Source organism: Methylobacterium sp. 13MFTsu3.1M2 (assembly GCF_900112625.1).
GTDB lineage: Bacteria > Pseudomonadota > Alphaproteobacteria > Rhizobiales > Beijerinckiaceae > Methylobacterium.
Genome location: NZ_FOMM01000007.1, coordinates 183,912 through 208,201, shown reverse-complemented (window position 1 = coordinate 208,201; position 24,290 = coordinate 183,912). Strand labels below are relative to the sequence as shown.

Here is a 24,290-nt window from a genome sequence, read left to right as displayed (position 1 = left end):
GTGCCGGCCCCGAAAGGACGGATGCGGTCCAGGCGCATGTTCAATCGTGCCCGCCGCCGTCTTTGCGAGCGGAGCGAAGCAATCCAGCGGCGCCAAGTCTCCCGATGTCGCGCTGCCCTGGGTCGCTTCGCTGCGCTCGCGATGATGCGAGGCTCACGCGCCCATCGTCGCCACGGCCTCGGCGACGTGCGGCGGCGGCGGCGCCGTCACCGCGATGGCGTCGCGCTTCGGGTAGAGCGGGATCGACAGCGCCCGCGCGTGGAGGTGCAGCGCGCTCCCGCGGGGGGCGCCGCCGTAGACCGCGTCGCCCAGGATCGGCCAGCCGGAGGCGGCGCAGTGGACCCGGAGCTGGTGGGTCCGCCCGGTGACCGGCTTCAGCTCCAGCCACGTCCGCCCCCCGGCGCGGCCGAGCACCCGCCAGTGCGTCAGCGACGGGTCCCCCGCGGGGTCGGCCTTCATCCACCACGAGCGCGGATCGTCCGAGCGGCGGGCCAGCGCCAGGTCGATGCTGCCTTCCTCCTCGGCGGGACCGCCCGCCACGATCGCCCAGTAGGTCTTGTCGACGGCGCTGCCGGAGAAGAGCTTCCCGAGCCGCGCCAGAGCCTTGGCGTGGCGGCCCAGCGCGAGGCAGCCGGAGGTGTCGCGGTCGAGCCGGTGCGCGGCCTCCGGCCGGCGGGGCAGGCCGAACCGGAGCGCGTCGAGGTGGTCGGTGAGCGTCTCGCCGCCGCGGGGGCCCGGATGGACCGGCAAACCCGCCGGCTTGTCGATGACGAGCAGCAGGGCATCGCGGTAGAGGAGGCGCGCGCCTATGTCGAAGGCGTTGGACATCCGGATCGGCTAGAGGGTCGGTGTCGGCGGGGCAAGGTGGGGCGAGGACGCGATTTCATGGCGAGCGAGGAGAAGCCCGGCTGGTTCGGACGCCTGTTCGGGCGCAAAGGCCAGCCCGCGCCCGAGGACAGAGCCGAGGATCAGGCCGAGGACAAGCCCGAGGCCGAGCTTCCGGCCGGGGCGGCCTCGCCCTCCGAGGGGGAGCCGGACTTCGCCACCGCCGCGGAAGATGTCACCCACGTCCCGCTGCCGCCCGAGGAGACCGGGGAGCCGGTCCCGGACGCGGTCGAGGGTGCGGACCTGCTGCCCGTGGAGGGCGAGCCGGAGCGTCCGCCGGCCGGCACCGCCGGTGACGATCCCGCGCACGGCGCCGACCCGGTCGATACGGGTGATATGAACCGCGAGCCGGTGGTGGAGCCGGCTGCCGACGTGCAGCCCGAGATTCAACCCGATTCCCAACCCGACATCCAGCCGGTCGACAGCGCCGCGGCCCTCGCGCACGACGCCGGCGCCGGACCGGACCGCGAGCCGGAGGCCAAGGGCTGGTGGAGCCGCCTCACCTCCGGGATGAAGCGGACCTCGTCGGCGCTGTCCGACCGGGTCACGGGCCTGTTCACCAAGCGCAAGCTCGACGCCACGACCCTTGAGGACTTGGAGGACGCCCTGATCCAGGCCGATTTCGGCCTGGAGACCGCGATGCGGGTCTCGGAGGCCGTCGGCAAGGGCCGCTACGAGAAGGGCATCTCGCCCGACGAGGTCCGGGCGATCCTGGCCGCGGAGGTGGAGCGGGCGCTGGAGCCCGTGGCGGTGCCGCTGACGATCGACGCCGCCCGGAGGCCCTTCGTGATCCTGACGGTCGGCGTGAACGGCGCCGGCAAGACCACGACGCTCGGCAAGCTCGCCTCGAAGCTCCGGGCGGAGGGGCGCACCGTGATGCTCGCGGCCGGCGACACCTTCCGCGCGGCGGCGATCGACCAGCTCAAGGTCTGGGGTGCGCGCACCGGCACGCCGGTGGTGAGCGGCGCGCAGGGGGCGGACGCGGCGGGCCTCGCCTTCGACGCCCTGAAGCAGGCGGGCGCCGCCGGCACCGACGTGCTGCTGATCGACACCGCCGGCCGGCTCCAGAACAAGGCCGGCCTGATGGCCGAGCTGGAGAAGGTCGTCCGCGTCCTGCGCAAGCAGGACCCGGAGGCGCCGCACGCCACGCTCCTCGTCCTCGACGCCACGGTCGGCCAGAACGCGCTCAGCCAAGTGGAGCTGTTCTCGCAGGCCGCGCCGGTCTCGGGCCTGGTGATGACCAAGCTCGACGGCACCGCCCGGGGCGGCATCCTGGTGGCACTGGCGGCGAAGTTCGGCCTGCCGGTGCACTTCATCGGCGTCGGCGAGGGCGTGGAGGATCTGGAGCCCTTCGCGGCCCGCGACTTCGCCCGGGCGATCGCCGGGCTGGAGAAGGATTAGGCGGCGGCCGCTCGAAGGTCTCAGGTGCGCGATGTCATGGACATCGCGCGCTTCGCGTTCCACACACCCCGGCGAATCCCGTCCGACGCTCTCAGCCGACCGTGAGCGCCGCAGCCGAGCCAACCGAGCGTATGCAGATCGAATCCGTCCCCCCGCACCGCCATCTGCCGCCGCTCGTGAAGCTGGCGCTGGAACTCGGGCCGCTGGTGCTGTTCTTCCTCGGCAACGCCTATTCCGAGAAGTTCGGCGTCGCCCCGGACCAGAAGCTGTTCGTGGCCACGGGCGTGTTCATCGCGGCGACCGTGGTGGCTCTGGCGATCCACTACGTGATGGTGCGCCGCCTGCCGATCATGCCGCTCGTGTCCGGCGTGGTGGTGGTGGTGTTCGGCGGCCTGACCCTGGCGCTGCAGGACAAGACCTTCATCATGGTCAAGCCGACCATCGTGAACGCCCTGTTCGGCACCGTGCTGCTCGGCGGCCTCGTGTTCGGGCGCTCGCTGCTGTCGGTGGTGCTCGACTCGATGTTCAGCCTGACCGACGAGGGCTGGCGGAAGCTCACCTTCCGCTGGGGCGTGTTCTTCTTCGTGCTGGCGGCGCTCAACGAGCTGGTCTGGCGGACCCAGACGGAGGATTTCTGGGTCAACTTCAAGGTGTTCGGCATCATGCCGATCACCGTGCTGTTCGCCCTCGCGCAGACGCCGCTGCTCACCCGCTACGAGCGCAAGAAGGCGCAGCCGGAGGCGTGACGCCTACTGCGCCGCCGCGACCTTGCCGGCCGCGCGGATGCGGGCGAGCACGCTGGAAAAATTCTCCGGCGTGAGGATGCCGACCAGCTTGTCGCGGATCACGCCGTCGGGCCCGATGATGAAGGTCTCGGGCACGCCGTAGACGCCGAAATCGATCGCCGCGCGGCCGCCGGCATCGGCTCCCACCGCACTGAACGGCACGCCGTGCCGGGTCAGGAAGCGCTGGCCGGCCTCGGGGTTCGGCTCCTTGTAGTCGATCCCCACGAGCCGGATGCCGGGCTCCTTCGCCAGCCGCATCAGCATCGGGTGCTCCACCTGGCAGGGCGCGCACCACGAGGCGAAGACGTTGAGCACGGTGATCTGGCCCTTGAGGTCCGCGCTCGACAGGCCGGGCACGGGTGCGCCGTTGGCGGTCAGCCCCGGCACGGCGGGCAGGTCGAAGCGCGGGACCGGCTTGCCGATCATCGCGGAGGGGAGGGCGGCCGGGTCGGCGCCGGAGCGCAGGCGCAGGAACAGCACGGCGGCGAGCGCCGCGAAGACGAGCGCCGGCAGGATCAGCAGCAGCGAGCGGCGGACCGGCGGTGTCCGGCCGGCGGTGTCGTCGAGGGGCACGCTCATCGCCGGTCCTCGCCGAAGCCCCTGAGGGCGCGCCGCTGCGCCCGTCGGTCGCGCAGGGCGTTGCCCACGAGGGCGACCATCACCACCGCCGTGAACGCGTAGGCGGCCAGGATGAAGCCGCCGTGAGACCCGAGATCCATCGCGGTCCTCCTAGACCGGCTGCCCGACCGGCATCGCGGCCGGTGTCGGGGTGAGGCGCGGCTGGGCGCGGTCGAGGCGCTCGGCCTCGCGGATCGTCAGCGTCCGCACCCGGCGGCGCATGATCTCGGTGCGCATCGCGTAGAGGTGCAGGGTCGTCCCGCCGAGGGTCGCGGCGGCGATCATGACCAGCAGCGGGTGGAGCATCGAGGGATCGATGGTGGAGCCACCCATGCGCAGGATCGAGGCCGGCTGGTGAAGGGTCGACCACCAGTTCACCGAGAACTTGATGATCGGCAGGTTCACGGCACCGACCAGCGTCAGGATCGCGACCGCGCGGGCGGCGCGGTTCGGATCCTCCAGGGTCCGCCACAGGGCGATGATGCCGCAGTAGATCAGCAGCAGGATCAGCATGGAGGTCAGGCGCGCGTCCCAGACCCAGTAGGTACCCCACATGGGCTTGCCCCACAGCGAGCCGGTCACGAGGCAGATCAGCGTGAAGGCGGCCCCGATCGGCGCGGCCGCCCGCTGGGCGACGTCGGCCAGCGGGTGGCGCCAGACCAGGGTTCCGATCGCCGACACGCTCATCGCGCCGTAGAAGAACACGCCGAGCCACGCCGCCGGGACGTGGATGTACATGATCCGCACCGTCTCGCCCTGCTGGTAGTCGGGCGGCACCACGAAGAAGGTCTGGTACAGGCCCAGGGCCAGCACGCCGAGGGACAGGGCCGTCAGCCACGGCACGAGCGCCCCCGACCACCGCATGAAGTGGCTGGGGTTCGACAGGCGGGTCCAGAGGGAAGGCGTCATCGCGGCAGCTGTCTCGGACATCGTGGAAGCGGTCTAGCCTAGGGTGCGGTGCAGCAACAATGCGGGTCGGCGGCGCAGGCGGCGGGGGTGCCGCAATGGCATCGTGCGCCGGGCCGGACCCCGTCGGGCCTTCGGATCCGAAAAGCTGCTGTACGACTGCGCCGACGACCAGCCGTCTTCCTGAGACATCCGCGACGCGCCCGCTCTCCCGCACGGGAGTTGGGACCCGCGCCAAGCCCGCGCGTGTCCGACGATGACGCACGTCCGCGGCCGCAGGTTTTCGCGTCCGAGCCTTGCGCATCGCGGGCGGATTGCGCATATAGATGTGAACAAAAAGAGAACGAAAGAGCGTCCCCGATAAAAGCTGTGGACGACGCGACCTCACCCTGACGGACCGAGCGCCCCATGCGAACCGCCGACAAGCAGATCGCCGACATCCTCGTCCGCTACGGCGAGCCCTTCGGGGGCAACGTCTGGCGCGTCCAGGGGACCGCCGTCATCTACCACAAGACCCTGGAGCGCATCGCCGCCCAGGCCGGCATCGTGTTCGAGCCGCCGACCGTCATCCGGGCCGAGCGCGACGAGGCCGTGATTCTGGTGACCGGCCGGCTGCCCGGCGCGAAGCCCGGCAGCGAGCGGGTCGAGTGGTCCATGGGCGAGGCGCTGGTCAACGTGAACTACCGCGTCTCGGGCAAGCAGGCGGCCTACGTCTACGCCATGGCCGAGAAGCGCGGGAAGGACCGCGTCATCCTCAAGCTCATCGAGCTGCACGGCCTCGTCTACTCCGAGGAGGAGGCCGACGAGTTCCGGGCCCATCAGGTCCCGGTCCGGGCCGTCGACGAGGATTTCGAGGAGGCGCCCGCCTTCGACGAGGTGACCGAGGCCGAGGGCGACCTCAAGCGCCGCATCGACGAGGCCGAGACCATCAACGCCGTCACCGACCTGATGCTGGACGGCGCCACCCAGGCCGTCCTGGCGACGATGCCGCCCGGCACCCGCGACGAGGTGCGCGACTACGCCAAGGCCCGCCTCGTGGCGCTGGGCTGGCCGAAGCGCGCCGGACGCCGCAGCGCCGCCTGATCCCGCTTCCACCCCCACCGAAGGAGACCGCCATGCATCGCGCGACGAGCCGCCGCACCATGAAGGCCCGCCGGGATTCCCACCACGGCTGGAGCATCGAGACGCTGTCGTACAGCCCGACGCGGATCGTCCGCCTCGGCGCCGAGAAGGTCGCGATCCTGTTCCCCCCGGTCGAGCCCGGCGCGGCCTGGCAGCTCTACCCGCATCCCGACACGTTCCCGGGGCTCAACTTCGAGGGGCTGCCCGAGCCGCTGCGCCCGGAATTCCTCGCCTTCCCGGACCTTCCGGAGGTCGAGCGGTTCCTCGGCATCCGCGACGCCGAGCCCGCCGCCCTCGCGGCGTGACGCGGGCGATCAGGGCGCCGGCCACGGCGCGCCGCGATGGAGCGCCTCGGCCTCGTCGGTGAAGGTGCCGTCGGGGCTGTGCAGGACGAGGGGCGGCAGCAGGCTCAGCAAGGCGCGGCTGCCGCGGGTCGCCGCGATCAGCACGCGGATCGCGGGCACGTCGCCGCGGGGATGGACCGGGCGGATCGCCAGCCCGCCGTAGCGGCCCCGGAGCGCGTCGAGGCAGGCCGGGAGGGCGTCCGCCCGGTGGATCAAGCCCAGGCGCCCGCCGGGCCGCAGGATCGCCGTGCAGGCGCGGATCCAGGCGTCGAGATCGCCGCCCGCGAAGGTGTGGGCGGCGGCGCGGCCCGGATGCGGCGAGGCGCGGTGATCGCCAGCCGCGAAGAACGGCGGGTTGGTGAGCACGACGTCGAAACTGTCCGGCAGCAGACCGGCGGCGCGGCGTTCCGCCGCGGGTGCCAGCACGTCGGCGACCACGATCCGCGCGTCGATGCCGTTGAGGGCCGCGTTGGCGCGGGCCAGATCGGCGAGTGCCGGGTCGCGCTCGACCAGGGTCGGCCGGAGCCCCGGCGCCAGGGCCGCGCAGGCGAGGCCGACGGCGCCGGTCCCGGCGCCGACGTCGCAGAGCCGGTCCCCGGCCCGCGGCGCGAGCAGCCGGGCGAGCAGCACCGCGTCGGTCCCGGCGCGGTGCGCGCCCCGCGGCGGCTGGTGCAGCCGCAGGCGGCCGCCGAGGAAGGGATCGGCGCCGCTGTCGGCCTCGGCGGTCACGGCTGGCGCAGCTCGTGGGCGATGCCGGCATCGGTCAGCAGGCGGCGGGCCTGGGCCTCGTGGTCGCGCGGCACGAGGAGGCGCTGACCGAAGACGCCGATCGACCCCTCCATCAGGCTCATGTGACTGTCGGCCACGAGGACCGGGATCTCGGCCGCCTCGAGGACCGAGCGGGCGAACCCGATCAGCACGACGTCATTGGCCCGGATCAGCTCGATCATCGCGGCGCGGCTCCGGAACGGGCGGGGATCGGCGGTTTCGTCGCGTGAGATCCGCGCTGGCGACACCCCATATCCGGCCGGCGACGATGTTGCGGCGCCGCGGGGCGCGTGCGAAGGGATCGCCCGCCCCCTGCGGGGCGACCGGTCTGGAGGTCACGGATCTTGGGTATGGCCCTCTCCATCGAGAATCCGAAGCCCGAGGCGGAGGCGGGGCTCAACGACCTCGTCGCGCTGGTGGCCGACGGCATGGCGCGGGTCAACACCACGATCCTGTCGCGGACGGGGTCGGACGTGGCGATGATCCCCGAGGTCGCCAATCACCTGATCGCCTCCGGCGGCAAGCGCCTGCGCCCGATCCTGACGCTGGCCTGCGCCCGGCTCTGCGGCTACGCGGGCGCCGCCGACGGCGACGTGAAGCTCGCCGCCAGCGTCGAATTCATGCACACCGCCACGCTCCTCCACGACGACGTGGTCGACGAGAGCGACATGCGGCGCGGCCGCGTCGCGGCCCGGATCAAGTGGGGCAACGAGGCCTCCGTGCTGGTCGGCGACTTCCTGCTCGGCCAGGCCTTCCGGATGATGGTCGAGGTCGGCTCGCTCAAGGCGCTCGACATCCTCTCGGCCGCCGCCACGGTGATCGCCGAGGGCGAGGTGATGCAGCTCACCAACGCCAAGAACCTGGAGACCGACGAGGCCGCCTACCTCGCGGTGATCCGCGGCAAGACCGCCGAGCTCTTCGCCGCCGCCTGCGAGGTCGGGCCGGTGCTCGCCGGCCGGCCCGAGGCCGAGCAGGCGGCCGCCCGGTCCTACGGGATGAATCTCGGCATCGCCTTCCAGCTGATCGACGACGTGCTCGACTACGGCGGCACCTCCGCGGAGCTCGGCAAGAACGTCGGCGACGATTTCCGCGAGGGCAAGATCACCCTGCCGATCGTGCTGGCCTATCGCCGGGCCAGCGAGGGCGAGCGCGGCTTCTGGCGGCGCACCCTGCAGCAGGGCGAGATCGGCGAGACCGACCTGGAGACCGCCCTCGACCTCCTGCAGCGCCACGGTGCCCTGGAGGAGACCGTGGCCCGCGCCCACCATTACGGCGCCGAGGCCCGGGCCGCCCTCGACATTTTCCCGGACGGGCCCGTCAAGGCGGCGCTCCTCGGGGCCGTCGAGTTCTGCGTGGCGCGGGCGCGCTGAGGGCGGGCGCCCTCGGCTCCCGCGTCGACGGCCACCGACCTCCGCTAGCTTGACGGCGCACGTCGGCCTCACCGCGTCGCGGGCCCGAGGGCCTCGGCGAGGGCGGGGGCGAGGTCCCGCAGCTCCGCGAGATGCGCGTCCGTCAAGGTGCGCAGCAGGGCCTCGGCGCGCGGCGTCAGCGACAGCTCGCTGCGCCGCCTGTCCTCGACGGCGCGGGTCTTGGTCAGCAGGCCGGCCTCGACCATGCGGGACACCAGCTCGGCCGCGCTGTGGGGGGCGATGAGCAGCTGCTCGGCCAGCAGGCCGACCGTGGCGGGCGCGCGCCCGACGTGGCCCGCGAGCGTCAGCAGCGCCTGATGCTGCTGCGGCGGCAGCCCCGCCCGGGCCGCCGCGGCCTCGCTGAACGCCAGGAAGCGGCGGAGACGGAATCGGAAATCCGCCAGCGCCGCGTACTGCTCCCGCGACAGTGCCGCCGTTCCGGGGGCATCGGCCTCCATGATCGCCTCCGTGGTGAATCGTCCGAGCCGCCGATGCTGCGTCGTATCGGCAGTCCTGTCCCGGCTGCAACGGTCGAGCCATTGTCGAATATATCGGATCACGACATAAGTGCCGCCGCGAGGAAGGGAGGCCCTGATGATCGGCGGGACTGGGAGCGGGAGCGGGGACGGTAGGCCGTCGCGGCGGGCGCTGGGAGATTTCAGCGCGGACTGGCGGGTCCTGACGCTGGCCGGCATGGCGGTCGTCACCGGGACCGCCGCCAGCGGCACCGCCTGGATCCTGCTCACGCTGATCGGCCTCGTGACCAACCTCGCTTGGTACGGCCGGCTCGACGCCGACCTGACCTCCCTGGCCGGCGCGGCGCCGGGGCCCTGGATGGTGGCGATCCCGGTGATCGGGGCGCTGATCGTCGGCGCCATGGCGCGCTACGGCTCGGAGAAGATCCGCGGCCACGGGATCCCGGAGGCGATGGAGGCGATCCTGATCGGCGGCAGCCGGATGTCGCCCAAGGTCGCCGTGCTCAAGCCGCTCTCCTCGGCGGTGGCGATCGGCACCGGCGGCCCGTTCGGCGCCGAGGGGCCGATCATCGTGACGGGCGGCGCGGTCGGCTCGCTCTTCGCCCAGTTCTTCCATCTCAGCGCCGCCGAGCGGAAGACCCTGCTGGTGGCGGGCGCGGCGGCCGGCATGACCGCCATCTTCGGGACGCCCGTGGCGGCCGTGCTGCTCGCCGTGGAGGTCCTGCTGTTCGAGTGGCGGCCGCGCAGCCTCGTCCCGGTGACCGTCGGGGCGGTCACCGCGGCCTGCTGGCGGCCGGCCCTGTTCGGCGCCGGCCCGCTCTTCCCCTTCGCCGACAATCCGGCCCTGCCCTGGTGGGGGCTGCCCGCCTGCGCGCTGCTCGGGGTCGCCTGCGGCCTGATCTCGGGGGCGCTGACCCGGGCGCTCTACGCGCTGGAGGACGGTTTCGGGCGGCTTCCCCTCCACTGGATGTGGTGGCCCGCCCTCGGCGCCGTCGTGGTCGGGCTGGGCGGCCTCGTGGAGCCCCGGGCGCTCGGCGTCGGCTACGACGTCATCCACGACCTGCTCTCCGGCCACATGCTGGCGAACGCCGTCGTGCTGATCCTCGTGGTGAAGGCGGTGATCTGGCTCGCCGCCCTGTCGTCGGGCACGTCCGGAGGCGTGCTCGCGCCGCTGCTGATCCTCGGTGGCGCCGTCGGCTGGCTGATCGGCATCCTCTTGCCGGGCGCCCACGGCTTCTGGGCGCTCATCGGCATGGCGGCGATGCTCGGCGGCACCCTGCCGGCGCCGCTGACCGGCGTCGTCTTCGCCGTCGAGGTGACCGGCGACGTCGCCGCCCTGGCGCCGCTGCTCGCCGCCACCATGGCGGCCTACGCGGTGACCGTCCTCCTCCTCAAGCGCTCGATCCTGACCGAGAAGATCGCCCGGCGCGGGCAGCACGTGACCCGGGAATACGGGATCGATCCCTACGAACTCGCCCGGGTCGAGGCGGTGATGACCCGCACGGTCGAGACCCTCGACGCGAACCTGCCCCTGGCCGACGCCCTCGCGGCGATCGAGATCGGTGCCCACCACGCCTATCCGGTGGTCGACGGCGCGGGCCGGCCCGTGGGTCTCGTCTCGCGCAGCGACGCCCTGCGCTGGACCCTGGAGGAGCGCGACGGCGGGGACGAGGCGGGCACCCTCGGCGAGCGCGTCTCGGACGCCGATCTCGCCGTCGTCCATCCGGGCGACGTGGTCTCGCACGCCCTCGACGTGATGCTGTCGGCCGGGCAGGGGCGCCTGCCGGTCACCGATCCGCGCACCGGCGGCCTCGTCGGGCTCCTGACCCGAAAGGACCTGCTCCAGGTGCGCGCCACCGTGGTTCGGGCCGAAGCCGAGCGTCGCGCGTTCTACCGGAAGGGGCGGGGTGAGCGGCGCGCGCGGATAGAAGCATGATCCTGGACCTGCACCGTCCCGGCCGGACCACCCGCCTCGATCGGCTCGCGCCGGGCAGCGTCTACCTGATCGCCGGCCGGGACGGGCCGGATCTCGCCCTCGTCGTGCAGCGTGAGGGACGTCGGGAGGCCCTGCTGCTGAACCGCCGTCACGCGGTCGATGGCCACCTGCGGGTCGCGTCCGAGATCGCTCCCGAGGCCGACGTGCTGGCGCTGCCGGGGGCCGTCCTGGCGCCGAGCGGCGCCCTCGCGGACGTCGCCCACGGCGTCACCGCCGCTCCGGCCGCGCTCCACCTCGGCGACGGCCGGGCGTATCTGCGCGGACGCATCTCGGACGGCCGGCTCGCGACCTACGATGTCGGGACCGGTCGGGCCAGCGCGATCGATCCCGGCGACCTGCCGTGGGCGCGCGGCTGGCGCGTGATGGTGCCCGAGGGCCGCGGCGTCGTGACGGTGTACGAGGCGGAGCCCGGCTGAACGCCGCCCGCGGGCCGGGTCAGCGCAGGAAGGTCGGCGCCACCCACCATCCCGGATGGGCGGCGCGCAGGGCGGCGGCGGCCCGGACGGCCGCGCGCCGGTCGGCGAACAGCGCGAAAACGGTCGCGCCGGAGCCCGACATCCGCGCGAGGCGGCAGCCCTGGGCGCGGAGGGCCGCCAGCGCGTCGCCGATCACCGGCGCCACAGTCAGGGCCGGCGCCTCCAGATCGTTGCGGGCCCCGGCCAGGGCCCGGAGCAGCGGCTCGCTCGCCATGGCCCGCGGGATCGTCGGGTGCGGCGCGCCCGCGAGATCCTGGCCGACGCTCAGGCCCAGCGCCTTGAAGACCGGGGCGGTGGGCACCGGAACGCCGGGATTGATCAGCACCGCGGGCAGCGGTGCGAGGCCGAGGACCGGCCCGATCGCCTCGCCCGCACCGCGCATCATCCGGGCCCGCGGGTCGAGGCAGACCGGCACGTCGGCGCCGGTCTCCCGTGCCACCGCGCCGACGGCCTCGTGGTCGAGGGGCAGCCCGTTGAGGCGCGCCAGCAGGCGCAGGGCCGCGGCGGCGTCGGAGGAGCCGCCGCCGATCCCCGCCGCGACCGGCAGGCGCTTCACCAAGTGGAAGGCGCCCAGGCGCAGGTTCGGCACCCGGGCGGCGAGCCCCCGGGCGGCCCGCAGGACGAGGTTGTCGTCCGTCGGGCCGGCGGGGCCGGCGGTGGGGCCGCTGACGGTCAGGCTGAGCGGTGCCGCGGGATCCAGCGTCAGGCGGTCGGCCGTGCCCGCGAAGGCGACGAGGCTCTCGAGCACGTGGTAGCCGTCACCGACGCGGCGGCCGAGGACGAGGAGCGTCAGGTTGACCTTGGCGGGGGCGCGATCGGCGAGCAGGGTCACGGGGTCTCGGTCGGGTCGTGGCGATGTGTCCCGAGGCTCTACAGGCTCGCGGCCCGGAACAACAGCTCAGCTGCCGCCCCCGCCGAACACCCGGCGCGGCCGGTCGGGCCGGGCGTCGTTCGGGCGGATCACGGTCAGATCCTCGGCGAGTCCACCAGCCCGTCGCGTCCCGCGAGGCTCGACAGGGCGCCGGAGCGTCGGAGCCCCAGGATGCGGTGGTTCGCCAGGGGGCACGCCGCCGCCGATCCGCGCGGACCGGGACGCGCCGGCCTGCGGCCTGGGCGCCGCGCGATGGAGTCCGGGCCGTGGTGCCGGCGGATCCGATCCTCTAGGCTGTCGCGCATCATGGCGTTCACCGAATCCGTCGCCGCGGCGCTCCCGTGCCAGCGCCATCTCTTCGAGATGCCCGCCGACGTCAGCTACCTCGACGCCGCCGCCTGGTCGCCGCTGCCGCGGGCCGTGCGCGCGGCGGGCGAGGCGGGGATCCTGGTCAAGAGCCGTCCCTGGGACCATCCCCGCACGGCGGTCCCGCCATGGGCCGAGCGGGCGCGCGCTGCGGCCGCCCGGCTGATCGGCGCCGGCGCGGACGAGATCGCGATCGTCGGCGCGGTCAGTCACGCCATGGCGGTGGTCGCCCGCAACCTGACCCTGAGGCCGGGCGGGCGCCTGCTCCGCGTAGCCGACGAGTTCCCGTCCCTGCGCTTCGCCTTCGATCGGCTGGCCGACCGGCAGGGTCTGGTGGTGGAGGAGGTGCCGCGCCCCCCGGACGGCGACTGGACCGCGGCGGTCGCGGCCGCGATCGACCGGCCGGGCGCCCCGCCGCTCGTCCTCGCCACCCTGACCCCGCTGCACTGGACCGACGGCAGCCTGATCGACCTCGACCGGCTCGCTCCCTCGGTCCACGCCGCCGGCGCGGCCCTGGTGATCGACGCCACGCAGGCCGTGGGCGCCGTGCCGGTCGACGTCGCCCGGTGGCGCCCGGACTTCCTGGCCTTCCCCACCTACAAGTGGGCTCTCGGACCGTACGGTCTCACCTTCCTGTACGCAGCGCCGCACCGGCAGGACGGGGCGGCCATCGAGGAGAATATCGGGAACCGCCCGCCGGCCGCCGGTGCCCGCCGCTACGACCGGGGCGAGCTCAACGATCCGGTCGCGCTGTTCATGGCCGTGACCGGGCTGGAGCAGATCGCCGAATGGGGCGTGCCGGCCGTCGCCGCCCGGCTGCGCCGGCTGACGGACCGCTTGGCGGACGGGGCCGCCGGCCTCGGCCTGGCGCCGTTGCCGGCTTCCCTGCGGGCGCCGCACATCCTCGGTCTGCGGCCGCCCGCGGGTCTGCCGACGGGCCTCGTCGATCGCCTGCAGCGGGACCGGGTCTACGTGAGCGAGCGCTCCGGCGCGCTGCGCATCAGCCCGCACGTCTGGGCGGACGAGGACGACCTCGCGCGCTGCCTTGCCGCACTGTCCGGGGCCTTCCGGGGGATCACCTGAGACGGTCCGGAAACGGACGCTCCGGCATGAGCGCCGGGCCGGGAGAGAGTCGCGAGACGATTGCGCGCCGCCGACCGCTTCCCGGCGCCGGCGCCCGGCCCGCGCGCCCACACGGAGACCGTCCACCCCCACATGACCGATTCGATGCCGCGTCCCGGTGATCGGCTCCGGCTCCCGGTCGCCGGCCGCCTCCGCCTGCCCGGACCGATGCGTGCCGTCCTGTCGGGGCGGTTCGCCGTGATCCTGTCGGGCGAGCTGACCCAGAGCCTGTTCCACTTCCTCCTCAACATCCTGCTGGTGCGCGCGCTCGGCGCGCACGATTACGGCCTGTTCGCCATCGTCTTCGCGGTCGGGGCGGTCGGCATCACCTACATCCGGGCCCTGGTGGCGGTCCCGGCGACGATCCACGTCGCCCGGAGCCTGGGGCGTCCGGCGGCGCTCGGCTACGACGTGATGTTCGGCTCGGGCGCGGTGCTGGTCTCCGGCCTCATGGCGGCCGCCGTCGGCCTCGTGCTGATCCCGGTGATCGGCCTCGGTGCCCTGGCGGCCGGGGCCTTCGTGGGCCTCTACGCCTTCCGCAGCTACCTGCGGATCGTGCTCCTCGCCCGCGGCCGGCCCCGGATCGCCGGCCTGAGCGACCTGGTCTACGCGGTCTGCGGCGGTCTCCTCGTCGCGCGCTGGCTGAACGGGGAGGGCACGGCCCTTCTCGATCGGGCCTTCACGGCGATCGCGCTCGCGCACGCGGTCGCGATCGCGGTGGCCTACGCGGCGCTGCGCGAGCGGATCCGCTTCTCGCTGCACGCGCGGGCGCGCGCCCGCTACCGGGCCATCTGGCGGACCCTGGCGTGGTCGCTCGCCGGCGTCACCAGCCTGACGGTCCAGGGTCAGGGGCTGACCCTGCTGCTGGCGCTCCTGGCCGGACCCGCCGCCTACGCGCCGATCGCCGCCACGATCGTGCTCTACGCGCCGCTGCGCATCCCCGCGAGCGCGCTGCTGAACATGATCCTGCCCGAGATCAGCCGGTTGCTCGCGGCCGGGCAGGTCGACGCCGCCCGCCGGCTCGTCGTCCGCAACGGAATCCTGCTCGGCAGCGCCTGTCTCGCCTACGGGGCGGTGATGGCGGCCGCCCTGCCGCTGGTCGAGGACATCCTGTTCAAGGGCCGGTTCGCCGCGCAGCCGATGGGCTGGATCGGGCTCGGTGTCTGGGCGGTGGTGACCGTGTCGCTGCTCTACGCGATCCCGCGGGCCTATCTCGAGGCCTCGGCGGCGTTCCGGACCATCACGGCGGGCGCGGTGGCGAGCGCCGCCCTCGGGATGGCCGTGATGGTGCCGGCGCTGCTGCTGCTGCCGCCCGCCACCGCGCTCGCCGGCCTGCTGGCCTCCGAGGTTGCGACGCTGGTCTGGTCGGTCTCGGCCTTCCGGACCCTGGCGCGGCGCCCGGGACCGGCGCGACCCCTCGGCGCCGCGTGACCGGCCCGCCGCTCAGCGCAGCGCGAGCAGGGCCGGCGCCAGTCTCCGCAGCGCCGACGTCCGGCTGTAGACCCAGAGCGGGTTGTGCTGGACCACGTCGGTGCACAGGCCGCGCTTGAACTCGAAGACGGGGCGATTCGCCGCCGGATCGATGCCGCCGAAATCGAAGACCCGGCAGCCCTCCGCCTTCGCCCGCTCTACGAAGCGCCAGACCGCGAGGGTCGCGGCGCCCGTCGCGCGGGCCCGCTCGTTCGAGGCCGTGTAGAAATCCGTGCAGCGGCTGTCCGACAGGTGCGCGATCCGCACGAGGACGCGCCGTCCGTTCTCGCGGACGTCGAGGAACAGCAGGTGCGCGTCCTCGGCCGCGATGTCGCGGTAGGCCTGCGGCTGCAGCGTCGTGGCGAAGCCCTTGCGCTCGCGCAGGGCCGCGAACATCGCGGTGAAATCGTCGAAGGCTTCGAGGCGCTCGGCCCTGTCCTCGAGGAAGTGCGTCGTCACCTCGGCGTTCCGCTCGGCCTTGCGCAGGGCCTTGCGCCAGCGCGGCTCCATGCCGGCCTGGATGGCGTCGAGGTCCTGGGTCAGGTCGAGCTCGAGGGTGTGGTCGGGCGCGCCGATCACCGGGGCGAAGCCGTGCATCAGCAGCGCCAGCGTCGCGTCGCGGGTCTCGAACTGCTCGTAGTCGACGGCGAGGACGTCGAGCCGGCCGAGCGCGAGGTGGTCGATGAACGCGGCGAACACCGCCTCCGCGCGGTGCGCGCCCGCGGCGGTCAGCAGCGGGCCGCCCTGGACGTGGATGAACCGCGCCGGCCCCTTCCGGCGCGTCTGCCACTGGACGAAGGCGAGGTCCGCGCCGTCGCCGGACACGACCGCCCGCCGCACCTCCAGGCCGCGCCGCGCCTTGTAGGTGCCCCAGGGGCTGCCGCAATAGATGTTGGCGCCCGGGCAGGCCCAGACCCGCCGGTCCCAGTCCAGGGCATCCGCAATCTCCTGAACCGCGAGCTTGGCCGCCATGTCGCTCCTCGTCCTCGCGCCCCGTCGCGGCCGGGCAGGGGTTCCCGCGCCGCACGCCTCATCGGTCAGGCGCCACCGCATTGCATCCTCGCGCGGCCGATCGTCCACAGGGTGACGGCGGCCGCGCGGGTCGGTTTCCGCTGCGTCGCGAGCGGGCCTCCGGTGCCCGGGCGGCCGGGGCCGGTGAGGGGACGCGCCCGGGCCGGTCGTTGCGCGGCGCCGGCAGCAGGGCCGGCCGCGGCGCTTGGCCACGGACCGGGGGCGAGCAGGAGGTCGTCCCGGTAACGCCGAGGGCGCCCGCGCTCAGGGCGGACGCCTGTTCCGGACCGAAGCCGGTCCTGCGGGGACGCGCGGGGATCCTAGGCGGCCGGTCGCGCCGGCGCGTCCGCGGCGCGGGACGGATCCGTCGCCGTCGGGCGGCGCAGCGTCGTCCGGACCATGGCCTCGATGCCCTCCGCCGCCGAGGCCTCCGAGAACAGGCTCAGGTAGCGCGCCTGGGCCGCCCGGCCGAAGTCGCGCCAGCGCGCCGGGTCGGCGACCAGATCCGCCAGCACGGCGGCGATCGGCTCCGGGCCGCCCGGCGGGACGATCCAGCCGGTCTTCCCGTCCTCCACCACCTCGGGCAGGCCGCCGATCGCCGTGACGAGCGGCGGCACGCCGTAGGACATCGCCTCGATCGCCACGCGGCCGAGGGATTCGGGCCGCTGCGACGGCATCGTGACCACGTCGGCCCAGCGGTAGAGGGCGGCGGGATCGGCCACGAACGGCTCGAGCGTGACCTGCGCGGCGAGCCCCGCCTCGGCGATCCGCCCGACCAGGGCCCGCTCGCGGGCCTCGTCCTCGAAGGCGCTGCCGACGATGCGCAGCGCGATCCGCCGACGCACGGGCTCCGGCAGGGAGGCCAGCGCCTCCACGAGGACGTCCTGGCCCTTGATCCGGCTGATCCGGCCGAGCATCAGCACGCGGAGCGGGCGGGCGCCGTCGTAGGCGCTCCGATTCGGCTCGGCGGGACCCGCGATCCCGTTGTAGACGACCCGGGCGGTCGCCCCGCGGGGCAGGGCGTAGGCCCGCTCGGTGGCGCGCGAGTTGAACACCACGTTGGCGCCGCTCCAGCGGATCAGCCCGCGTAGGACCTTCAGCACGGCGCCTTCGGGGATCTCGTGGACGTGGACGACGCTCCGGCCGGGGACCAGCCGGGCGGCCAGCAGGTAGTCGGCCACCACGGTGGTGTTGATGTAGACGAGGTCGCTCGCGCGGATGCGGCGCCACGCACGGATCATCGCGATGGGCAGAGCCATCAGACCCAGGGTTACGAGGCGCGCCAAGTTCTTGCGCCGCAGGATCCAGAGCGGGGCGATCACGATCTCGCTGGCGAAGGGCTCCAGCGCGGCCACGATCGGCCCGCGTCGCGGCAGCACCACGTCGATCCGCGCACCCGGATGGGCGGCCCGGATCGTGCGGACGGTCTCGATGAAGCAGCGATCCGAGCCGTACAGCTCGAATCCCTGGTGGACGCACGTGATCCGAAGCTCCGCAGCGGCGTTGCCGACGGCCCGCAGCGCGGGGGCGGCAGCACGATCGCTGTCGCGCGCCGCTCTCAGTCCGAAGTTATCTACCATAAGATGATTTCTGTATTGAATAAACAACTAGCAGTTGTAGAAGCCGGTCGTCGGGATTGTATCCTTCGGATCTACAATAGGGCCGACACATTGGAAAGGAAGTTTCATGCCTGACCGCGCACCGAAACTACTTATTCTCGGCACGCGCGGTATCCCGGCCGCCCACGGTGGTTTCGAGACTTTCGCGGAACGTCTCGCGCTCTACTTGGTCGAACGCGGCTGGCAGGTCGGCGTGTACTGCCAGAGGGATGTCGAGACGGTGCGGGAGCGCATCGCGTGCAGCACCTGGAACGGCGTCGAGCTGATCACCGTGGAGATCGGCCTGCGCGGCCCCGCGGCGACACTCGTCTTCGACGCGATCTGCGCCCACGATGCCGCGACCCGCGGGGGCGTCTGCCTCGTGCTCGGCTACAACGGCGCCGCGTTCCTGCCCTACCTGCGGGCGCGGGGCGGGCGTATCCTGACCAACATGGACGGGATCGAGTGGCGCCGTCCGAAATGGTCGCTGCCCGTGCGCGCCTTCTTCTACGTCAGCGAGTGGATCGCCGCGTGGTCCTCGCAGCGGCTGGTGGCGGACCATCCCGTCATCGCCGACCACCTCGCCCGTCGCAGGCCGCGCGGCGCCATCGCGACCATCCCGTACGGCGGCGATCCCCCGGCGGCCAATGTCGGACCGCCGCCCCTCGGCCTCGAGCCCGACCGCTACCTCGTCTCGATCGCCCGCATCGAACCGGACAACAACATCCTGACGCTCGTCGAGGCCTTCTCGCGCCGTGCCCGCGGCGTGCGGCTGGTGGTGCTCGGCACGCTGAGGGTCGGCAACCCGTACCATCGCGCTGTGGAGGCAGCCGCTTCGCCGGAGGTGCTGTTTCCCGGCGCCATCTACGAGCCCGAGCAGGTCCAGGCCCTGCGGGTCCACGCGCGGGCCTATCTCCACGGACACACGGTGGGCGGCACCAACCCGTCGCTGGTCGAGGCGCTCTGGGCGGGCAACGCCGTGGTCGCCCACGACAATCCGTTCAACCGGGGCACGGCCGGGGACGCGCAATTCTATTTCTCGGATCCGGACAGCTGCGCCGCGGCCATCGAGCGCGTGCTCTCCGACGGGGCCGCGGTCGCGGCGCCCCGCGCGGCCGCGCGGGCGCGCGCCGAGCAGTTCCGCTGGGACGCCGTGCTGGCCGCCTACGAGGACGCGCTGCGCCGTGTCGGCGGCTACCCGCCGGCCCCGGACCGCGCGGCGCGCGCCACCGCGGCCGAGCCCGTCGCCGCTCCGGCCGGTCCGAGATGGTAGGCCCCAGCCGGCGGTCGGTGCTCGCCGGCGCCCTCGCGGCGGGTGCGGGTGTCCGGCCTGTCCAGGGTAGTCCCGCGCCGGTCACCCTGCGCCGCGGCATCGCCCTCTGGCCCTGGTTCTCGCTGACCGCCGAGTACCCGCCCCCGCGGACCGACTACGCGTGGCCGCCCTTCCAGGCCGGGCGGCCGGTGCCGACCCGCGACGACCTCGCCCGGATCGCCGGGTTCGGCTTCGACTTCGTGCGCCTGCCCCTCGATCCCGGGCCGTTCGTGGCCTTCACGGGGCCGCGGCGCGCCGAACTCCTCGGCACCTTGTCGGAGGCCGTCGACGCGGCGCTGGCGGCCGGGCTGCGCGTCCTGGTCAATGTCCAGGCGAACGCCGCGACCCACCACTACACGCCCGACGCGTTCTACGGCTCGGACCGGGCGCCGCTCTTCGCGGCCTATCGCGACCTCGTCGGAGACCTCGCGCGCCTGTGCGCACGGAAGGGCACGGACCGCGTGGCCCTGGAGCCGGTGAACGAGCCGCCGCAGCCCTGCGGCGCCGGCGCCTGGAACCGGGTGCAGGACGAACTCCTGGCCGCGGCCCGCGCGGCCGCGCCGGCGCTCACCCTGGTGGCGACCGGCTCCTGCGGCAGCCTCGTCGCCGGCCTGACGGGTCTGGATCCGGCCGCGCTCGCGCGGTTCGCGCCGCTCCTCTACACCTTCCACTTCTACGAGCCGTACCTGTTCTCCCACCAGGGGGCGACCTGGCTCACCGAGGAGCCGTTCTACCGCTGGCTCACCGCCGTTCCCTGGCCCGGGAGCCGCGGCACGCTGCGCGGGACGCTCGCGGCGGTGCAGGCGCGCATGGAGACGGACCGCACGGTGCCGCAGGCCGAGAAGGCGCGCGACCGCGCGGTGATCGAGGCGAAACTGCACGCGTATTTCGAGGCCGCGCCCGGCCCGGCCTACATCGCCGACGCGATGGCGCCGGTCGCGACCTGGGCGGACCTCTACGGGATCCCGCGCGGGCAGGTGCTGATGGGCGAGTTCGGCGCCCTGCGCACCGACGCCCGTTTCACGGCGTCCCGGGCGCCGGACCGGGCCGCCTACATCCGGGACGTGCGGCTGGCGGCGGAGGCGAACGGGTTCGCGTGGTCGTTCTGGAACCTGTTCGACGGCCTCGGCCTCATGGACGACGCGCACGTCGCCGATCCCGCCCTGATCGCGGCGCTCGGGCTGCGGACCCGGCCCTGAAGCGGTCCCCAACCGATCCGCGGCTCGGGCCCTCTCAGCCGCGGCGCGGAAGGGGCGGGAACAGGACGATGAGCATCAGGGCGAACTTGGCGAGCAGGGTCGTCTTGCCGGCCAGGCCCTCGAACGTGTTGACGAGGATCACGAAGGCCAGGATCGGCAGCCAGACGCCGCGCCGGCAATCCCGCGCGATCTCCGCGAGGTAGAGACCCACCGCGATCACCAGCACCCCCGTGACCAGGATGCCGTGGTAGAGCACGGCCGAGATGATCGAGTTCTCGATGCCCCATTCCAGGCCGTAGATCCGGCGCAGCGTGTTCACCTGCAGGAAGTCGGGGGCGAGCAGGAGCTGCCGGAACGGGATCGCGTCGAACACCGTGAGCATGTCGACCCGGGCCTGCGCGCTGCCGCCGTCCGAGACGAACCGGTCCAGCAGGGTGTCGAAGAACCCGGCCGAGGCGAGGACCGCGACCAGCACGGGCAGCAGCGTCAGGGCGAAGCACGCGCAGGCCGCCGCCGCCAGCGGGACGCGGCCGGTGCGCAGGGTGCGGTTCAGGGACACGAGCCCGACAGCGCCGCCGAGGATCAGCGTCGTGACGGTGGCCGAGCGGCCCCCGAACGTGACCAGGGCGACGAGCTGGAGGACGATCATGGCGGCGCGCGGCATCGGCGCCAGGCGGCCGCCGCCCTTCGCCAGCGCCAGGATGTAGCACGCCGTCATGGTCGCGTTGGCCAGCGGGTGGCCCTGGAGGGCCGCCGAGCGGGTGTCGGACTCGAACGCCACGCCGTCGAACCGGTAGGGGAAGAAGCGCTGGCCGCTCGCGAGCTCGAACAGGCCGAGCAGGGCGTTGGCGAGCATCACGAGGTGGAAGATCGTCTCCAGCCGCCCGAGCGTTTCGGCGTCCCGGTCCATCAGGAGGATCGGGACGAGGCCGGCGAGCACGAAGGTGTCGATGGAGCCGGCGAGGCCCGCGCCGCCCCGGGCCGCGATCAGCGCGAGGAGCAGCACGCCGCAGGCGGCCAGGAGCACGCTGGCCGGCCGCCGGTTCAGAGCCCCGGCCACCGGGATCACAGGATTGCCCGCGCGCATCAGGGTCCAGCCGATCAGGACGACCGCCAGGTAGGTGGCGGGGTGGATCTTCGAGGCGGCCGAGCCGGTGATCCCCTCGTAATTGAGGCCGAGCACCCACAGGAGGCCGCCCGAGACCCCGACGAGGAGCAGGGCCCAGACCGACAGGGCCACCGATTCCGCCCGCAGGAGGGCGCGCAAAACCGGGCCCGTGCGCGCCGCCGGATCGTGGCGGCGCGCGAAGCCGGTCTGCCGGAGGGTCCTCACGCCTTGCGCCGGGTCAGGAGCAGGGAGCCCGAGATCGGCCGGCCCAGCGCCTCCGACGTGTCGACGAGGTCGATCAGGTCGCGCTGGCGCGTCGCGCCGTTGCAGGCGACGAGGAGCAGCCGGTCGGCGGCGGCCGCCAGGGGACCGAGCCGCAGGTTCTCGGTCAGCACGCCGCCGTCGACGAGCACGAGGTCGAAGCGTCCCTTCACGCCCGCGATGAAGCGCTCGACATTGGCGGGGGTCAGGGCATCGCGCAGGGGCTTCTCGGTGTCGCCGAGCCCGACCCGGCGGGCGCCGGAGGCCGGGTCCGTCCGGGTCACGGCGTTGAGGCTCTGCTCGCCGCGGAGCACGTCGAGGAGGCCGCCGGTGCCGGAGCCGTCCGCCCGCAGATCGGCGTCGATGCGCAGGACGCGGTCGCCGCGCGCGACGGCCACCGCGGCGAGCAGCCCGATCACCGCCTGGCGCTCGGCCTCGTCGGATTCGCCCGAGGTGACGAGCAGAGCCAGCGCGTGGCCGCTCTTGCCGGAGGTTGCGGCCAGGTGGTCGAGGGTGAGGCTCGCGGCGCTCGCGCTCGCGCCCCGCGGCCGCAGGCCGGGCAGCACGGCCACCACCGGGGCGTTCGACAGCCGCTCCAGCTGCCGCGGCGAGAGCACGGTCGGCGCCAGATATTCCCGCGTCAGCGCGAGGCCCGCGCCGAGGCCGAGGCCGCCCGCGAGGGCGGCGGCGACCAGGATCAGCCGCGGCGGCCAGCTCGGATCCTGCGGCGGTCGCGCCGCGGTGATGATCCGGGCGTTCGAGCTGTCGATGCTGGTCTGCTCCTTGATCTCCCGGGCGCGCACCAGGAAGGCGTTGTAGACCGAGCGCGCCGCGTCGACCTCGCGCTCGAGCTCGCGCTGCTGCACCGACGACTGGGCGTTCACTGCCGACTGCCGCTGCAGGCGCTCCAGCTCCGCCGCGAGGGTCCGCTCGTTGGCCTGGGCGCGCTGGGCCTCGGTCTCCGCCGCGCCCGCGATGCGGTTCAGCTCGGCGTCGATCAGCCGGCGGACGTCCTGCATCTGGGCGCGCACCGCGGCGATGAACGGGTGGCGCTCGCCGAGATTGGTGCGCAGGTCCGCCTCCTTGGCGGCGAGCTCCGCGTACTGCCCGCGCAGGCGCTCGATCACCGAGGACTGGACCGCCTCCGGCATCGCCCCGGACCCGATCGCCTGCCCGCGCGCCTCCCGGATCCCCTGGAGCCGCGCTTTGGCGTCGGCGGTCCGCGCGCGCGCGGCGACCAGCCGCGCGTTCAGGTCGGTGAGCTGCTGCTCGTTGACGAGCCGGCCGCTCGACGCGATCAGGCCGTTGCGCGCCTTGTAATCCTCGAGCTTCTTGTCGGCGACGTTGACCGCGTTGCGCAGCTCGTCGAGGCGGCCGCGCAGCTCGCCCGCGGCGCGCTTGGCGGCGTCCGAGCGGGCGTCGGTCTGGTCCGTCAGGTAGGCGCTCGCGATGGCGTTGACGATCCGCGCCGAGAGGTCGGGGTCCGTCGTGGTGACCACGAGATCGATGACGAAGACCTTGTCGGCGCGCTTGACCGCGAGCCGCCGCCGCAGCTGGTCCAGCGCCCGGCCGCGGGCGTCGACCGGCCGCTCCGCCCTCGGCCCGGCCACCAGCGCGCGGAGCTCGCCGAGGACCCGCGTGACGACGCCGTCCTGCGGCGCGCCGAAGCCCGGCGCGGTCGCGAGCCCGACCTGATCGACCGCCCGGCCCAGCACGGCGTCCGACTCGATCACCTTCACCTGGCTCTCGACCTGGGCGATGCCGCCGTCCGGCGACAGCCCGGCGGGGTTGACGTCGTTCGAGACGACCTGGCGGTCGCGGGGATCGATCAGGATCTGCGCGGTGGCGGTGTAGAGGGAGGGCGTGATCAGCGCGTAGGCGAGGGCGAGCAGGCCGAGCAGCAGCGCCGTCCCGAAGACCAGCCGCTTGCGCCGCCACAGGATCCGCCACAGGTCGCCCAGCTCGGCGGTGGTGTCGGGGCGGTTCGGGCCCGGACGCTCGGGATGGGCCGGCTGCACGGGGGTGAGCCACGTCGCGACAGCGATGTTATGGTCGATCTGTGCCACGATCGGTCACCGTCGTCTCAAACCTGGTCGGTCCCTCGCGGGTGCCTTCCCCACTGCAAGAGTCGCGCAGCCTCCTGACAATGGATCGGGACCGCGATCCGCGCCGGAGCGGCCCGGATGACTGGGAGCGTGGTAAATCAAATCCGCGCGGCGCGCTCCCGCGCCCGCCTCGTTCATCGCGGTCCCGGTGTTGCTGCAGCGTGTCGGCAGCGCGGACGCGGCGTCGCATCGCGGCGGGCCGCCGAGGGACCGTCCGGATATCCCGCACGCCGCGGTGCCGCAGCGCCCGCCGACCCAGACCCATGCGTTCAGACATCGGCGTGGATAACGCCTTCGGGCTGCTCTATTCCCCGATCGGATAAATTGTATTGGCTCTTCCGAGACGCAACAATCGCTTCAAGCTGCGGTCTGTACTCTAATTCAGGTGCTCTGCCATGGAAGCGATCGGCGTCGAGGACCGGGGCGGCGGCCGGCGCGACGCCAGCGCCCGCCTGCGTCGGATCGCGGCCGCCACCGGCGTCCCGATCGCCGCCTTCTTCGGGGCGCCGGCGCCGCGCCCGCTGGCCGAGCTCAGCGAGCTGATCGGCCTGTGGCAGTCGATCGCCGACCAAGAGGGCCGCAACGCGATCCTGGCGGTGGCCCGGGCGCGGGCCGCCGGGACGAAGGACGGGGCGGGCGGGCCGGCCTGACGGATCGGCCCGCGGATTTTGCGGCGCCCGG

Annotated in this window: 24 protein-coding genes; 12 read left to right on the top strand and 12 right to left on the bottom strand. The window is 73.6% G+C overall.

What is annotated here, in order from left to right:
- Positions 1-153: 153 nt before the first annotated feature.
- Positions 154-828 carry an RluA family pseudouridine synthase gene (locus tag BM314_RS08095; protein ID WP_091977783.1) on the bottom strand — a complete coding sequence of 225 codons (675 nt, stop codon included), beginning with the start codon at positions 826-828 and terminating at the stop codon, positions 154-156.
- Between the two features lie 57 nt (positions 829-885).
- Between BM314_RS08095 and ftsY the strand changes: the two genes are divergently transcribed.
- Together ftsY and BM314_RS08085 are read left to right on the top strand one after the other, a co-directional pair.
- Entirely contained in the window at positions 886-2,286 is a 1,401-nt protein-coding gene (gene ftsY, locus BM314_RS08090) for a signal recognition particle-docking protein FtsY (protein ID WP_091977782.1), read from the top strand.
- 131 nt (positions 2,287-2,417) lie between these two features.
- On the top strand, positions 2,418-3,032 hold the full coding sequence (locus BM314_RS08085; protein ID WP_091679240.1) for a septation protein A: 615 nt from the start codon (positions 2,418-2,420) through the stop codon (positions 3,030-3,032).
- A 3-nt stretch (positions 3,033-3,035) separates the two neighbouring features.
- Here the strand turns inward: BM314_RS08085 and BM314_RS08080 are convergent, their stop codons facing one another.
- The 3 genes from BM314_RS08080 to BM314_RS08070 are packed head-to-tail and all read right to left on the bottom strand — an operon-like array spanning position 3,036 to position 4,598.
- Entirely contained in the window at positions 3,036-3,650 is a 615-nt protein-coding gene (locus BM314_RS08080; protein WP_042674898.1) for a DsbE family thiol:disulfide interchange protein, read from the bottom strand.
- Positions 3,647-3,790, bottom strand: a complete 144-nt coding sequence (gene ccmD / locus BM314_RS08075) for a heme exporter protein CcmD (protein WP_020090708.1) — start codon at positions 3,788-3,790, stop codon at positions 3,647-3,649. The genes BM314_RS08080 and ccmD overlap by 4 nt, the downstream gene beginning before the upstream one ends.
- 10 nt (positions 3,791-3,800) lie before the next feature.
- Positions 3,801-4,598 (bottom strand): heme ABC transporter permease, encoded by a 798-nt coding sequence (locus tag BM314_RS08070; RefSeq protein WP_026604551.1) that lies wholly within the window; start codon positions 4,596-4,598, stop codon positions 3,801-3,803.
- 405 nt (positions 4,599-5,003) lie between these two features.
- On the opposite strand from BM314_RS08070, the gene BM314_RS08065 reads away from it, so the two are divergent.
- Positions 5,004-5,678, top strand: coding sequence for a trna delta -isopentenylpyrophosphate transferase (locus BM314_RS08065; RefSeq protein ID WP_091977781.1), 675 nt, complete (start codon positions 5,004-5,006; stop codon positions 5,676-5,678).
- Positions 5,679-5,710: 32 nt separating this feature from the next.
- A complete protein-coding gene (locus BM314_RS08060) occupies positions 5,711-6,022 on the top strand; it encodes a hypothetical protein (RefSeq protein WP_020090705.1) in 312 nt (103 codons plus the stop codon).
- A 9-nt stretch (positions 6,023-6,031) separates the two neighbouring features.
- Here BM314_RS08060 and BM314_RS08055 read toward each other — a convergent pair whose 3' ends face one another.
- On the bottom strand, positions 6,032-6,790 hold the full coding sequence (locus BM314_RS08055; protein WP_056531640.1) for a tRNA1(Val) (adenine(37)-N6)-methyltransferase: 759 nt from the start codon (positions 6,788-6,790) through the stop codon (positions 6,032-6,034).
- Positions 6,787-7,011 (bottom strand): putative signal transducing protein, encoded by a 225-nt coding sequence (locus tag BM314_RS08050; protein WP_026604550.1) that lies wholly within the window; start codon positions 7,009-7,011, stop codon positions 6,787-6,789. The genes BM314_RS08055 and BM314_RS08050 overlap by 4 nt, the downstream gene beginning before the upstream one ends.
- Before the next feature lie 168 nt (positions 7,012-7,179).
- On the opposite strand from BM314_RS08050, the gene BM314_RS08045 reads away from it, so the two are divergent.
- A complete protein-coding gene (locus BM314_RS08045) occupies positions 7,180-8,199 on the top strand; it encodes a polyprenyl synthetase family protein (RefSeq protein ID WP_091679233.1) in 1,020 nt (339 codons plus the stop codon).
- Between the two features lie 68 nt (positions 8,200-8,267).
- On the opposite strand, the gene BM314_RS08040 is transcribed toward BM314_RS08045, so the two are convergent.
- Positions 8,268-8,696 carry a MarR family winged helix-turn-helix transcriptional regulator gene (locus tag BM314_RS08040; protein WP_091977780.1) on the bottom strand — a complete coding sequence of 143 codons (429 nt, stop codon included), beginning with the start codon at positions 8,694-8,696 and terminating at the stop codon, positions 8,268-8,270.
- A gap of 136 nt (positions 8,697-8,832) precedes the next feature.
- On the opposite strand from BM314_RS08040, the gene BM314_RS08035 reads away from it, so the two are divergent.
- Both BM314_RS08035 and BM314_RS08030 read left to right on the top strand, forming a co-directional pair.
- The gene (locus BM314_RS08035; RefSeq protein ID WP_091977779.1) at positions 8,833-10,650 is read left to right on the top strand and encodes a chloride channel protein; all 1,818 of its coding nucleotides are present in this window, start codon (positions 8,833-8,835) and stop codon (positions 10,648-10,650) included.
- Positions 10,647-11,126, top strand: coding sequence for a hypothetical protein (locus BM314_RS08030; protein WP_091977778.1), 480 nt, complete (start codon positions 10,647-10,649; stop codon positions 11,124-11,126). The genes BM314_RS08035 and BM314_RS08030 overlap by 4 nt, the downstream gene beginning before the upstream one ends.
- A 19-nt stretch (positions 11,127-11,145) precedes the next feature.
- On the opposite strand, the gene BM314_RS08025 is transcribed toward BM314_RS08030, so the two are convergent.
- Positions 11,146-12,018 carry a 4-(cytidine 5'-diphospho)-2-C-methyl-D-erythritol kinase gene (locus BM314_RS08025; protein ID WP_091977777.1) on the bottom strand — a complete coding sequence of 291 codons (873 nt, stop codon included), beginning with the start codon at positions 12,016-12,018 and terminating at the stop codon, positions 11,146-11,148.
- A 345-nt stretch (positions 12,019-12,363) separates the two neighbouring features.
- On the opposite strand from BM314_RS08025, the gene BM314_RS08020 reads away from it, so the two are divergent.
- Together BM314_RS08020 and BM314_RS08015 are read left to right on the top strand one after the other, a co-directional pair.
- On the top strand, positions 12,364-13,506 hold the full coding sequence (locus tag BM314_RS08020) for an aminotransferase class V-fold PLP-dependent enzyme (protein WP_091977776.1): 1,143 nt from the start codon (positions 12,364-12,366) through the stop codon (positions 13,504-13,506).
- 132 nt (positions 13,507-13,638) lie between these two features.
- Positions 13,639-14,976, top strand: coding sequence for an MATE family efflux transporter (locus BM314_RS08015; RefSeq protein WP_244539885.1), 1,338 nt, complete (start codon positions 13,639-13,641; stop codon positions 14,974-14,976).
- Positions 14,977-14,988: 12 nt separating this feature from the next.
- Here BM314_RS08015 and BM314_RS08010 read toward each other — a convergent pair whose 3' ends face one another.
- Positions 14,989-15,987, bottom strand: coding sequence for a lipid II:glycine glycyltransferase FemX (locus tag BM314_RS08010; protein WP_091977775.1), 999 nt, complete (start codon positions 15,985-15,987; stop codon positions 14,989-14,991).
- A gap of 359 nt (positions 15,988-16,346) precedes the next feature.
- Positions 16,347-17,606 (bottom strand): glycosyltransferase family 4 protein, encoded by a 1,260-nt coding sequence (locus tag BM314_RS08005; protein ID WP_091977774.1) that lies wholly within the window; start codon positions 17,604-17,606, stop codon positions 16,347-16,349.
- 106 nt (positions 17,607-17,712) lie between these two features.
- Between BM314_RS08005 and BM314_RS08000 the strand changes: the two genes are divergently transcribed.
- Both BM314_RS08000 and BM314_RS07995 read left to right on the top strand, forming a co-directional pair.
- Entirely contained in the window at positions 17,713-18,897 is a 1,185-nt protein-coding gene (locus tag BM314_RS08000) for a DUF1972 domain-containing protein (RefSeq protein ID WP_091977773.1), read from the top strand.
- Positions 18,891-20,135, top strand: coding sequence for a glycoside hydrolase family 5 protein (locus BM314_RS07995; RefSeq protein WP_091977772.1), 1,245 nt, complete (start codon positions 18,891-18,893; stop codon positions 20,133-20,135). The genes BM314_RS08000 and BM314_RS07995 overlap by 7 nt, the downstream gene beginning before the upstream one ends.
- 34 nt (positions 20,136-20,169) lie before the next feature.
- On the opposite strand, the gene BM314_RS07990 is transcribed toward BM314_RS07995, so the two are convergent.
- Positions 20,170-21,468, bottom strand: a complete 1,299-nt coding sequence (locus tag BM314_RS07990) for a VpsF family polysaccharide biosynthesis protein (RefSeq protein WP_056531666.1) — start codon at positions 21,466-21,468, stop codon at positions 20,170-20,172.
- Positions 21,465-23,570, bottom strand: coding sequence for a GumC family protein (locus tag BM314_RS07985; RefSeq protein ID WP_091977771.1), 2,106 nt, complete (start codon positions 23,568-23,570; stop codon positions 21,465-21,467). Before BM314_RS07985 ends, BM314_RS07990 begins: the two co-directional genes overlap by 4 nt.
- Positions 23,571-24,004: 434 nt before the next feature.
- Between BM314_RS07985 and BM314_RS07980 the strand changes: the two genes are divergently transcribed.
- Entirely contained in the window at positions 24,005-24,259 is a 255-nt protein-coding gene (locus BM314_RS07980) for a hypothetical protein (RefSeq protein WP_091977770.1), read from the top strand.
- Positions 24,260-24,290 lie beyond the last annotated feature (31 nt).